This is a genomic window from Halomonas sp. 72 (assembly GCF_052379785.1).
GTDB classification, from domain to species: domain Bacteria; phylum Pseudomonadota; class Gammaproteobacteria; order Pseudomonadales; family Halomonadaceae; genus Vreelandella; species Vreelandella citrativorans.
Map to the genome: position 1 here is coordinate 325,374 of NZ_JBQSYY010000002.1, position 12,784 is coordinate 338,157.

General features: G+C 45.2%; 12 protein-coding genes. 8 read left to right on the forward strand and 4 right to left on the reverse strand.

Annotated elements, in window-relative coordinates:
• The first annotated feature begins 129 nt into the window (after positions 1-129).
• The 7 genes from guaB (at position 130) to ACT3T6_RS03450 (ending at position 8,545) form a co-directional block, all read left to right on the forward strand.
• Positions 130-1,599 (forward strand): IMP dehydrogenase, encoded by a 1,470-nt coding sequence (guaB, locus tag ACT3T6_RS03420; protein WP_193055369.1) that lies wholly within the window; start codon positions 130-132, stop codon positions 1,597-1,599.
• 94 nt (positions 1,600-1,693) lie between these two features.
• Positions 1,694-3,271: a glutamine-hydrolyzing GMP synthase gene (guaA, locus tag ACT3T6_RS03425; protein ID WP_193055370.1), complete on the forward strand. Its 1,578-nt coding sequence runs from the start codon at positions 1,694-1,696 to the stop codon at positions 3,269-3,271.
• 103 nt (positions 3,272-3,374) lie between these two features.
• On the forward strand, positions 3,375-3,701 hold the full coding sequence (locus ACT3T6_RS03430; protein ID WP_193055371.1) for a hypothetical protein: 327 nt from the start codon (positions 3,375-3,377) through the stop codon (positions 3,699-3,701).
• A 413-nt stretch (positions 3,702-4,114) separates the two neighbouring features.
• Complete coding sequence (locus tag ACT3T6_RS03435) at positions 4,115-4,966, forward strand: hypothetical protein (RefSeq protein WP_193055372.1); 852 nt, start codon at positions 4,115-4,117, stop codon at positions 4,964-4,966.
• Positions 4,960-6,900, forward strand: coding sequence for a hypothetical protein (locus ACT3T6_RS03440; RefSeq protein WP_193055373.1), 1,941 nt, complete (start codon positions 4,960-4,962; stop codon positions 6,898-6,900). Before ACT3T6_RS03435 ends, ACT3T6_RS03440 begins: the two co-directional genes overlap by 7 nt.
• Entirely contained in the window at positions 6,897-7,343 is a 447-nt protein-coding gene (locus ACT3T6_RS03445; protein WP_193055374.1) for a response regulator, read from the forward strand. The genes ACT3T6_RS03440 and ACT3T6_RS03445 overlap by 4 nt, the downstream gene beginning before the upstream one ends.
• The gene (locus ACT3T6_RS03450; RefSeq protein ID WP_193055375.1) at positions 7,343-8,545 is read left to right on the forward strand and encodes a phosphorylase family protein; all 1,203 of its coding nucleotides are present in this window, start codon (positions 7,343-7,345) and stop codon (positions 8,543-8,545) included. The genes ACT3T6_RS03445 and ACT3T6_RS03450 overlap by 1 nt, the downstream gene beginning before the upstream one ends.
• A 370-nt stretch (positions 8,546-8,915) precedes the next feature.
• Here ACT3T6_RS03450 and ACT3T6_RS03455 read toward each other — a convergent pair whose 3' ends face one another.
• The 3 genes from ACT3T6_RS03455 to ACT3T6_RS03465 form a co-directional block, all read right to left on the reverse strand.
• Positions 8,916-10,181 (reverse strand): type II toxin-antitoxin system HipA family toxin, encoded by a 1,266-nt coding sequence (locus ACT3T6_RS03455; protein ID WP_193055376.1) that lies wholly within the window; start codon positions 10,179-10,181, stop codon positions 8,916-8,918.
• Positions 10,171-10,434: a helix-turn-helix transcriptional regulator gene (locus tag ACT3T6_RS03460; protein WP_193055377.1), complete on the reverse strand. Its 264-nt coding sequence runs from the start codon at positions 10,432-10,434 to the stop codon at positions 10,171-10,173. Before ACT3T6_RS03460 ends, ACT3T6_RS03455 begins: the two co-directional genes overlap by 11 nt.
• A gap of 154 nt (positions 10,435-10,588) precedes the next feature.
• Complete coding sequence (locus ACT3T6_RS03465) at positions 10,589-10,918, reverse strand: DUF952 domain-containing protein (protein ID WP_193055378.1); 330 nt, start codon at positions 10,916-10,918, stop codon at positions 10,589-10,591.
• A 303-nt stretch (positions 10,919-11,221) separates the two neighbouring features.
• On the opposite strand from ACT3T6_RS03465, the gene ACT3T6_RS03470 reads away from it, so the two are divergent.
• Complete coding sequence (locus ACT3T6_RS03470) at positions 11,222-12,172, forward strand: DUF808 domain-containing protein (RefSeq protein WP_193055379.1); 951 nt, start codon at positions 11,222-11,224, stop codon at positions 12,170-12,172.
• A 35-nt stretch (positions 12,173-12,207) separates the two neighbouring features.
• On the opposite strand, the gene ACT3T6_RS03475 is transcribed toward ACT3T6_RS03470, so the two are convergent.
• On the reverse strand, positions 12,208-12,516 hold the full coding sequence (locus ACT3T6_RS03475; protein WP_149573861.1) for a hypothetical protein: 309 nt from the start codon (positions 12,514-12,516) through the stop codon (positions 12,208-12,210).
• Between the last annotated feature and the right edge of the window lie 268 nt (positions 12,517-12,784).

Genomic DNA, 12,784 nt, shown 5'->3' on the forward strand with positions numbered 1-12,784 from the left:
TAGCTTACCACCAACGCAGAGTAGATAATTGGTCGCATGCTCACATTGCTGGGGAACCCCTCAAAACGCTATAATGGGGGATTAACTTTTCACGCCCCTTCTTCCCACATCAAATTGGGTGTTGCCGCTATGCTACGTATGGCCCAAGAAGCGCTTACGTTCGATGACGTACTTCTCGTTCCTGGCTTCTCCGATATCCTCCCCAAGGATGTCAGTCTCAAAACTCGCCTGACCCGTAATCTCTCGCTTAATATCCCGCTCGTTTCTGCTGCGATGGACACCGTGACCGAAGCGCGTCTGGCGATTGCGATGGCTCAGGAAGGCGGCATCGGCATCATTCACAAGAACATGACCATGGCCCAGCAGGCCACGGAAGTGCGCAAGGTCAAAAAGCACGAAAGTGTCATTGTTAAAGACCCGGTCACCGTTAGCCCCAAGGCCAAGCTTGAAGACCTTCTCGCCATGGCGAAAGAGAACGGCTTCTCCGGCTTCCCGGTGGTGGAAGGCGAAACGCTGGTGGGTATCGTGACCGAGCGTGACATGCGCTTCCAGCCGAACGTCGGCGACAGCGTGGCTGATATCATGACCCCGCGTGATCGGCTGGTTACCGTTAAGGAAGGCACTGACCTTGAAACCAGCAAAGCCAAGATGCGCGAACACCGCATTGAGAAAATGCTGATTGTAGATGACGCCTTCCACCTGCGTGGCCTGGTCACCTTCCAGGATATCGAAAAAGCCCGCACTTACCCGATGGCCGCTAAAGACAGCGATGGCCGCCTGTTAGTAGGCGCCGCCGTAGGCACCGGCCCAGAAACCCCGGACCGCGTAACCGCACTGGCGGAAGCAGGCGTTGACGTCATTATTGTCGATACCGCCCACGGCCATTCCCAAGGCGTTATTGATCGCGTTAGCTGGATCAAAGAGCACTACCCGGACATTCAGGTCATCGGCGGCAACATTGCCACCGGCGCCGCTGCCAAAGCACTGGCCGAAGCGGGTGCCGACGGCGTGAAAGTGGGCATCGGCCCGGGCTCCATCTGCACCACGCGTATTGTGGCCGGTGTGGGCGTGCCGCAAATCACCGCCGTTTCCAACGTGGCCGCCGCGCTTAAAGAGTATGACATTCCGTTGATTGCTGACGGTGGCGTACGCTTTTCTGGCGACCTGGCCAAGGCAATCGCCGCTGGCGCAAGCGCGGTGATGGTCGGCGGCCTGCTGGCCGGTACCGAAGAAGCACCGGGTGAAGTCGAGCTGTTCCAGGGGCGTACTTATAAAGCCTACCGTGGCATGGGTTCCATGGGCGCCATGGCGCAGAACCAGGGCAGCGCCGACCGCTACTTCCAGGATAAGGACGCCGGTGCCGAGAAGCTGGTGCCCGAAGGCATCGAAGGCCGCGTACCTTACAAAGGCATGATGAGCGCCATCGTTCACCAGATGATGGGCGGGCTGCGCGCCTCCATGGGCTACACCGGCTGCCGCGATATTCAGGAAATGCGCACCAAGCCGGAATTTGTCCAGATTACCGGTGCTGGCTTTAACGAATCCCACGTTCACGACGTGCAGATCACCAAAGAAGCTCCCAACTACCGGGTGAGCTAACCAGCGCTTTAAGTAACACGGCGGCGGGCATTGCTCCGCCGCTTGCTTTTCGGCCTTACCAGCAGCACCTCCACTGCTTACTCGAGATACCGCCATGAATGATATCCACGCTCACAAAATCCTGATTCTCGACTTCGGCTCGCAGTACACCCAGTTGATCGCCCGCCGGGTACGCGAAATTGGCGTATTTTCTGAGGTTCGCGCCTTCGATATCACCGAAGAAGAGATCCGCGAGTACAACCCCAACGGCATCATCCTGGCCGGTGGCCCCGAGTCCGTGACCGAGCTGGATTCCCCGCGTGCGCCGCAGTGCGTGTTCGAAATGGGCCTGCCCGTGTTTGGCGTTTGCTATGGCATGCAGACCATGGCCGAGCAGTTGGGCGGTAAGGTGGAAGGCTCCAACAAGAGCGAGTTTGGCTATGCGCAAATCCGCATCGATGCTGAAAACGCACTTTTCAAAGACATCAAAGATCACGTAGACACCGCGACCGGCAAAGCCCTGCTGGATGTGTGGATGAGCCACGGCGACAAGGTCGCCCAAGCGCCTGCCGAGTTCACCATTACCGCTTCCACACCCAGTTGCCCGATTGCGGCGATGGTCTGGGAAGAGAAGCAGTTCTACGGCGTACAGTTCCACCCGGAAGTGACCCACACCCTGCAAGGCCAGCGGATTCTTGAGCACTTCGTGCTGGATATCTGTAAAGCTGAAAAACGCTGGACACCTGCCCAAATCATCGAAGACCAGGTACAGCGCGTACGTGAGCAAGTGGGCGACCGCCACGTGCTGCTCGGCCTTTCCGGCGGTGTAGACTCTTCCGTAGTCGCCGCGCTGTTACACAAAGCGATTGGCGACCAGCTGACCTGCGTATTCGTGGATAACGGCCTGCTGCGTAAAGCGGAAGGCGACCAGGTGATGGAAACCTTCGCCAAGCACATGGGCGTCAAGGTTATCCGTGTAGACGCTGAAGACTTGTTCCTGGGCAAGCTGAAAGGCGAGAAAGACCCGGAAGCCAAGCGCAAAATCATCGGCAACACCTTCATCGACGTGTTCGATGAAGAAGCCAGCAAGATTGAAGGCGTCGAGTTCCTGGCCCAAGGCACCATCTACCCGGACGTGATCGAATCCGCCGCCTCCAAAACCGGCAAAGCGCACGTCATCAAATCTCACCACAACGTGGGTGGCCTGCCGGAAACCATGAAGCTCAAGCTGGTTGAGCCGCTGCGCGAGCTGTTCAAAGACGAAGTGCGCAAGCTTGGTTTAGAGCTCGGCCTTCCCTACGACATGGTATACCGCCACCCCTTCCCGGGGCCGGGCCTGGGCGTACGCATTCTGGGTGAAGTAAAGAAAGAGTACGCCGACATCCTGCGTGAAGCCGACGCCATCTTCATCGAAGAACTGCGCGCCTCCGGCTGGTACGAAAAAACCAGCCAGGCATTCGCCGTGTTCCTGCCGGTGAAATCGGTAGGCGTAGTAGGTGACGGCCGCCGCTACGAGTGGGTCATCGCCATCCGCGCAGTAGAAACCATCGACTTCATGACCGCCCGCTGGGCGCACCTACCCTATGAGCTGCTGGAGACTGTCTCCAACCGCATCATCAATGAGCTGGGTGGGGTATCGCGCGTGACTTATGATGTCTCCAGTAAGCCGCCTGCTACTATTGAGTGGGAGTGAAAACTGACAGCAAATTAATTCCACTCAATTTTTCTGCCCGCGTTAAGCGGGCTTTTTTTATAGCTATAATTATATTAAAGTTAATAAATGTATGGGAGGAAATATGGCTTATAAAAAGAAAACGACTAGAACTAAAAGAAAACAATCTAATTTATCTAAGATTTTATCTTCATCAAGGACAAGTTATGAAGCACGAATTAAATTTTTTGAAGAACTTAGCCCTATTGAGATACACCAAGGTGTACATAATATCGCTAATAATTTATTTTTTAAAAACGCAATTCGCCTTACAAAGGATATCCCTATAACTAGTTTTTTCGAGAAAAAAACACCAAATGCTAGTCTAGAAAAAAATATTGCTTGGTGTCTTGCATTAGTAGAAGTAAATAAGCTATCGATAATAAGTTTTATAGAGTTAGAAAAAAAATAGAAGAAGCAATTCTCAATAATAATTATGAAAATATTTTATCTTTATTAAATCTTGCTGATCAATCCTGTGGTAAATCATTTTGGTCTTTATCATTAAGAAAGGTTGTCAATTCCCGTATAAATAGCGGCTCTAATAATGATTCCAATACTAAATTAGAAAATAATTCAGAAACTGATTCTGGAGCGACTCCTTTACTTAAATATATTTTAAAGTACTCATCCGGATATGATGGTGAGCATGAAATATATTTTACAACCAAAAAAAATCATTTATTTGAACTTCGAAACTCTTTAGAGCAGTCGTTTGGAAATTTTTTAAACTATAAAATTTATGGGTTACATGTTGATATAGATTACGATTTCGAAGCCATATTTAACATAGAAAAGAATACTTCAATAATTGATGTTTTCCTTTTGTTGACTGATTATTTAATATATGCGGTTTATAGTAAAGATCCTGGAGTTTTCCCGGTTAAACAACTTGCTATTAGACTATATCAAGCTTTTAATACTCCTATATTTCGATCGCTAGCGACTTTATATATTGAAAATATCGACTGGAATGTATCTCCTTGCGAAGTCGATATTGTGGATATGTATAGCTCTGGAAAGTATGATGAAGTTATAAAGACGTATAGTAATGGCAGTAATGGCAGTAATGGCAGTAATGGCAGTAATGGCAGTAACGGTTGTAAAAATAGCTTTACATTTTATGATCTAGTAGCTAAGTCTAAGGCTAGGGATCAGACATTAAATGATGAAATAAAGTTTAGTCCGCTGATAATTGCAGCTAGCCAAATATATCAACGAGATAGCTTTTACTATTCATCTCTTCAATATCTATCTTGTGAAGCTCATCTGCTAAGAGGGATTAATTGGTTTAAACAGTTAGGTTTTTTCTTACAAAGAGAGTCGTTATTTGTTAGTAATAAAACATATAATATTTGTGACAAGTTGGTTCAAGCATTTTCTCCACTTGAAACACCCAGAAAATGTAATATTATGCCTTCTAAGGTAAGAGATGTGTATTTAAAAAAGTTTCAAGAAATTGTTCCCTATTCACCATCTTTAGCTTTACAAGAATTTAGTAATAATGGAAATAAATCTCACTTAGAAAATATTGAGATTCCAATTTCACGTAAATTAAAATATTTTGGGATATATGATTTAGATTGTCAAAAACCTAATTTAGCAATTGAAAATTTTAATAAAATTATAGAAAAAACGAAGACCTTATTACTTCAATTGAAGTCACTAAATTGTTAGTTGAATCATATATAAAATTAGGAGAATATATAAAGGCTTTGAAAGTTCTTATACATGAAGCTTTACAAAATGAAAGTTTTTTTTATATGTTTGACACTGAAGATTTAATTATAAAAGCAAAGTTTTCTATAAAAGAATCTTCATTTATAGAAGTTCCTATATTTTATTCTTTGCACTCGCGTCTTAATAACTCATCACACGACTCTGCTTTAAAATATGCATTTGATAATTTTTTAACAAAAAATAATTTTGTTTTTCCAACAGAGCTTTTTGGAAGTGAGTCTATATTTGGACAAGAAAAGCTCCACTATTTTCTTAGATGGGTATGTACTCCTGAGGTTATGAAGCTTTATTTAGCTTTTGATTCTCCACGACATACAGAAGAATGCAGGGTAAAAATTTGTCGTTATCTTATGAAATATGATGACAATGATATTATGCTAAGCGATGAGATAAAGGATATAAACCGAACTCATATAATGAGAAAAGCTGTTAGAAAAGTAGAAAATAGTCGCATATATGTAGATATGTCGAATTTGAACGGTCGTGATTCTCAAAAATTTAAATCTCTTTTTGAAAAATATATCGATCTAGCGAATGCTAGTAAAGAAGAAAAAACTGATGATGATAGTTTTTTAGATATTATTGATGTTATTAAAACAGAAATAGGAAATGAAAGAATTGATTACTGGCGCTACCTTTCAAGAATTCATCCACAAAATGTAAAGCAAAGTTTGAAGAACTCTACTTTTATGAGTTTAGCTAAAATGATAAGAGCTGAATTTACATATGGTGATAGAGGCTTAAATAATCATTTAAGTACTAGAATAAGACATGGTGTTTTACCAACTGCATTAAGAAAGCCATTGCTAGAAGAAGGGTTGTTTATATTGAAAAAAGATAAAGAGGATTTTTCTAAAACACCAAAATGGTTGTTTAGATATAGAGAAATAAGTGACAATGAAATAAATACTGTAAATAATGTGTTAGCTGTTTTTTCAAAAAAATATGAAGATATAATAGCGGAACTAAATGATAAAAGATTGCAGGTTAGTTTTCTTGGAGAAGAATTAGTACTTACAGGGAGGGTTTCGGATAATACTATCGCTATGTTTGATTATTCTGTTTCAAGTTTAGAGTCTTTCGCTTTACAGAAAGAGTTACCGATATCCCCAGGATTTAATGATTTTGTAAAAACAGCTACGCAATGGCTATGGGATCGTACAGATTGTAATTTAAGAGAAGTACAGAAGTACATTAGAACCGATTTTAAATTTAGACTTACTCAGTTGTTAGATGAACTAAAAACTTATCTTGCAAAGGAAACTATTCCTACAGGTGTTGTATTTGATTTTTCCAATGCCGTAGATAGAGCAAAAGCCAGCCTTTCTACCCAAATTGACGTTGTTTGTTCTTGGTTTGCTCATACCGATATTGACGAAGGAGATGAATATGATATAGATACTTGCGTAGATATTGCTAAATACTCAACAGATGTTGAGGTCTCATTATACAAGAATGTCGCCTGTACTTTCTCTGAAAGAAATTTGTTATATATGGTGGATGTTTTCTTTATTCTCTTTGAAAATGCCGTTTCAAAATCTGGACTTGAAAAAAACGAGTTGAGTATTGAAGTATTTGTGCATAAAACTGAAAGTGGTGATCTCTTGATTAAGATAATAAACAAAACTTCAAGCGATATTACTTTGGAAGAAAGATCTTCAAAGCTAGAGTTTTATAAATTAGCTTATGGAGATGAGAGTAAAATAAATGATGTTTTACAGAAAGAAGGAGGTACAGGCTTGTTTAAAATATGGAAAATATTAGAAAAAGATTTAGAAACGCCTCATGCGTTAGATATCTATTTTGATGATGAAGATTTTTTTAATGTTGACATACTATGTGAGGTTGGCAAAGGGGTTAAGTTTAAATGAATATACTAATCGTTGAAGATCAAAAAGAAAAAAGTGATGATATTTGCTCTTTTTTAGAAAATTTTTTTTCTGTGTTTATAAATATTCAAGTTCGTTCTTCACTTCGTTCTGGCTTAAAGTCTATAATTAGTGAAAAATTTGATTTGGTAGTTTTAGATATGAGTATGCCTAACTTTGATCCTAGCTCAGAGGATCCGGTTGGGGGCACACCAGAAAGTTTTGCTGGTAAAGAGTTTCTTGCGCAAATGGATCTTAGAGAACGTTTTGTACCTGTGGTAGTAGTAACACAGTACGCAACTTTTTCTAAAGGGCAAGTGGAACTTGAAGATTTAGATGCTGGTTTAAAAAATAGTTATCCAAATTTTTATCTTGGCGCAGTGTATTATAGCTCTGCAGATGAAGGATGGAAAAATGCCATGTCAGAAATAATTGGGGGTATTTAATGAGCTGCTCTGTTTTGATAGTCGATGATGGTTATGAAAAAACTCAAGTTATTTCAAAAATTGCAAAGGATGATTTGTTTTGCAATGTGGATTATTGCAATTCTATTCGTCAAGCTCTGCAGTTCATGAGTTTAAAACATTATCATATTTTAATTGTTGATATTCAGATACCGACTTCTTTAGGAGAGCCAATTAATGAAAAAGGAGGAATTGAGCTGGTTGAAATAATTGAGTTAGATAATAATATTTATAAGCCAGTATATATTATTGGAGTTACTTCCCATCATCACTCTTATGATAAGTGGGCTAGATTTTTTCTAGATAAAGGGTGGCCTTTAATATTAGGAATAGAAGATATTGAACGTATTAAAACAATAATAGCTAATAAAGTGGCTCATTATAAAGCTCCCGAGACTGTTAAGTGCTTTGATGTTGCAATTGTTACTGCACTTACGGCAGTAGAACTAGATGCCGTATTAAAGTTGGAGTGTGGTTGGGAAGAGTTTTGTTTAGATAATGACGAAAGTTATTATTATAGTGGGGAAATTATAAAGAAAAATGGGGATGTTGTTAATGTGTTAGCAACTAGTTGCTCTAGAATGGGAATTGCATCCGCATCTGCTACAGTTATGAAAGTATGTAATTATTTTAATCCTAAGAAAGTATTTATGTGCGGTATTGCAGCTGGCATTAAAGGAAAAGTTAATCTAGGTGATATTATGGTTGGTGACCCTTGCTGGGATTGGGGAAGCGGGAAAAATACGATCACTCCAAATGGTCGAACAGAAATGCGTAATGCTCCTCATCAAGTTGCTATTAATGTTGGTGACAGGACTAAATTTCAACGTATTTCCACACGAAGACTTTTTCTGGATGCTATTTTTAGTGGTTGGCCTTCAGATAAAAGACCAACTACCCCTTTGAGTTTAAAAGTTGGGCCGATTGCGACAGGGGCAGTAGTACTTGAAAACCCGATTGTTGTAGAAGACATTCAAAGTCAGCATAGAGAAACAATAGGAATTGAAATGGAAGGATATGGAGCTATGCTCGCTGCCACATTAGCTAATAAAGGTGGAGTCGATTGTATTATTGTAAAGTCAGTCTGTGATTTTGCAGATCCTGAAAAAAACGATGATTGGCAAGATTATGCCGCTTATACGAGCGCAACTATAGTTTATCATTATATAGTAGATTTTTTATAGCTTTATAAGGACTTTTGTTTATATGTTTAACTTTAAGTTGTATGGATCATTTAATATAGGTAATGATTCTATGCTGCATAATTTTATTTAAAATCTAAGTGTTTAAAAAATATAATTTAATTAAAAATAATAACCATTTCATAATTTAATTTGAATAAGATAGAACATCTTTTCATATGTCTTTGGAGCAGCACAATTAGATTCTGTCTAATTCCTCCATTTGCTGGCGTGATAAAGGCTGAAGCAGGAGTAAACGATCTGTCCGCCGACTTGCGCACGCAGATAAGGCAGCACCGCAGATGAATTGAATCGAGCCATGTGTCGCCCATCCTGCGGGCGTTTATTAATTTAATGCACGAGTGAGGCGTCTTTAATTTCGTTGGCTGGCCCACCGCTGCGGCATTTTGCGACAGTTGGCTAAAAGTCGTTGCTGTAACCGCTCGAGTAATGTTTGCTCGGTCCCTTTGTGAGCCGAGGGGCTCAGCGTAGCGAGTACACGGTCAATAGCCATTGGCATGCGTTCCGCAAGTTCAAACCCTTGCTTCAAGAAATAGCGGGGCTGAAAGCGTAGCGCGCGGGCTAGCGCTTCCAGATGCGAACGCTCAATGTGGCCGGGGCGATCCTCATTGTTGATGCGGAGCGCAAAACGGCTTGAAAGGCCGCTATAAAGTGTCGTGCTCATCAAGTCGTAGAAGGGGGCTAACCGGGGGCCTTCGTCGGTGTAGAGGAGGGCAAGGTTCTTGGCGTGGCTGTCATTGTTGCCAATCAATAGGTTGAAGAAGAGCCAGCCGATCAGGCGCTGCAAGTCCTTGGCTGGCGCGCCTGCTTGCTGAAGAAGTTCGCGGCAGCGGATCAGCCCGGGGCCGCCATCGTTTTCGTATTTGATGAGCGACGGGGTACCGGCCAGCTGGCAGAAATCCAGCTGGTGCAGGCGCCGTAAGTTGCCTTGTGCATTGGGAATGCGATCATACCTGCGTACCAGGCAGGCGCGGGTGTCGGGTTGGTAACTCGCCTCGGCGACGTCTAACCCAAGTTCTGCGGCCAGCTGCATACAGAAGGTTTCGTTGAGCGCAGTCGCCCAGACACCCTTGAGGCCTTGAATATCCGGTTTGAGTATATGGCTGGAAGGGGCCGAGCCTTCTGGTATGGTGGGGCTGCCGTCTGGCTGTACCATCAGCAGTAATTTGTTTTGAGCGCCAGCGAGTGAAATGCGCGCTTCGCCGCTCTGTGGCGAGAATAAAGAACCTGGTTTTCGCTGGTGTAAATGTTCCGCCACTGTTGTCCAGTGAGTAGGCAGGTAGTGCGGCAACGCCGGTGACTCGTCGGGTGCAAGCAGGGTAAAGCCGCTTGCCGTATCACCTCCGATAGCCTTCAGCAGGCCAAAAACGGTCGTGGTGTGATGGCGAAGCTCCAGGTGATGGCGAAGATCGCCTTCCGGTAGCAGGTTCTCAAAATACGCCACGACGTCATCACCTGCGTGAACCTGCTGTGAGAGTGGCAATAAGGGCGAGAGGCTTACCGCATCACGATACTCAAGCCACCCCGGAGCATACTCAAAACGTAGCGGTTGAGTATCGTACAACCATCCAACGTGCTTTTCGTCGTGATAAACCCTTAGGGTAGCATCACCCGTCATGACGCTTGGCCCCTTTACGTTTCACAACGACCTCAAGGCCCATCAAATCCAGCACGTCCAGTACCTTCTGTAATTGCAGGGTAGGCTTGCCGCGCTCCAGGTCAACGATGAAGCGGTTGCCGGTGCCCGCAAGGCCCGCCAGATCAATCTGCAATAGCCCTTGTTCGGCGCGAAGCTGGCGCACCAAATGGCCGAGATCTTCGCTTTGACGGATAGCTACCGGTTCTGTAAGAGAAGATACATTGCTGGGCATGTTAGTTCGCTCTGGATTACCGTTCGGTAACTATAGGCAAAATGAAGGTCTATCTCAATTGAAAAATTACTGCTCGGTAACTGTGGGGAGCTTTGAATATTGAAATCCATAATTATTACCGATCGGTAATTTAAAAGGGATGTAAAGCTGGTTACTAGAAAAAAGCGTCCTCTCTGTACTCAAGTACACGCATCGCTATCACCGCTGACAGCGGAATATGAGCAATATGCGCTCTAGGCTTCTGCCATGGCTGGTCTTGTGTGGGCGTTCGCCATTCGATCTTGTCTTTGAAGCCTGTGATGTCCACTTCAATAACGACGGGTACTTCTTCCAATGTGAAGTATCGGTTGGCAGAAAATGCGACGGCTTCATTGACGTTCAGATGAACGCAGTCCGCGCGGTGGTCGTTTCCACAGCGCGGCACGTAACCTTGTGATTGAGCCTTCCGCCAGTTCGCCATGGTTATAACGCGGTAAAGATGCATGGTTCGCTCCTTGAGTAAGTCAGGCTCCCAGAGCTTAAAAACCTAAAGTAAACTTTAGGTCAAGCTTGTTTTACTCATGGCTATCAATTTTCGATAGTGAGGGCTTGCTTGGGGGTAATCCGCCTCCGCGTAAAAAAAGCGCTCTGCGATGCTTGCAACAATCCAGTCAGTGACACATATCTACTCGAAGCGGCTCGCTTCTGGCGAGAGATTTTTGGCAGCGCCCTTGGAGCAAAAGAGGCAATCCACCTAGCCTGCTATGTGCTTTACTATCTACACCTGCTATTCACGGAGAAAACATCCATGGCCATTGGCGGCTTGATTGGATTGCTGGATGACATTGCTGCATTAGCAAAGTTGTCCGCCGCATCATTGGACGATGTAAGTGCCGCCGCTGGGCGGGCGACGGCGAAGGCGGCCGGGGTCGTGGTCGATGATACGGCGGTAACGCCCCAGTATTTGCAGGGAGTGGCAGCGGAGCGTGAACTGGCGATTGTGAAGAAGATCGCGCTGGGTTCGATCCGCAACAAACTGATTTTTATCCTACCGGCAGCGCTGCTGCTAAACCATTTTTTGCCTGCGCTACTGCCGATCATCCTGATGGTGGGCGGCACCTACTTGGCCTTTGAGGGCGCTGAGAAGGTCTGGCACAAGCTCTCTGGCAAGCATGACGACGACAAGCCTGCGGTAGAGAAAGGGCCGGAAGCTGAGAAAAAGATCGTGAGTGGTGCCGTTCGCACCGACCTGGTTCTTTCCGCTGAAATCATGGTGATCGCACTTTCTACTGTTTCCCATCAAGGGTTCTGGTCACAGCTGGCGAGCCTGGTGGTGGTCGCGTTTGTCATCACTGTTCTAGTGTATGGCGTGGTGGCGCTGTTGATCAGGATGGATGATGTCGGCCTGAAGCTCGCTCAGCGGGAGAGTTCGGGCATGCAGAAACTGGGCCGTGGGCTGGTAACGGCCATGCCCAAGGTGCTAGCGACCATCGCCGTGGTGGGTACCATCGCCATGCTCTGGGTGGGAGGACATATCCTGATGGTCAATCTAGGTGCCGATGGAACGGGTTGGTTCAATTCCCCCTATGCGTGGGTACACCACATTGAGCATGGCATTAGCGAGGCAACCGGTGCCTTGGGCGGCCTGCTGGGCTGGAGCTTCAATACACTGTGCTCTGCGGTGATTGGCTTTTTGGTGGGTTCGGTGGTGGTGGGTGTGCTGCACCTCGTTCCCTTCAAGAAGGCGCATTCGGCATAGGTGGGCCGCGACGGGCGTACCAGAGAACCAAGAGTTCAGTTATAAACGCTTTCACAGTTGTCGCGATACAGCGGGGCATCGGTGCCCAACGCCAGTCGCTTGGTGTTGCTGTTGTAGTAGAAGCGACCGGACTCGGCGCCTGAAAGCGCATAGTCGCCGCACACCCCATACCCCTTGTTGACAGTCGCCAGGTTGGAAATTTCGGCCGGTGCTTGGCTATTAAGACGCTCCGAAATCGTCTCGGCGATGTGGGCATCACGCTGGGCCTCGGAATAGGCCTGGCCACCGAATATCAGGCCCGCAACGACGAAAATGGCGACGACGGGAATCCATAGGTTATGCATAGCGTGTCCAGTGAAAGAATATAAGCGTGCATGAAGTCTGCAGAAAACTATTTAGCGGGATAATAACTTTATCAGATTTGCGCAGAAAACCCCGTACTTTTAGTGCGGGGATGTCGAGCGCGTCGTATGACTACCTAAATTCATCAAGCCCAACGCAGCCAGCATCTTTTTCAGTTGAAGAGTCGGCCTTCACTATGAATTTTTCTAAACTTCCCATGAAATAAGACCATTTTTATTCATCTTTGTACTCCTGTATAAAATCCCCAGC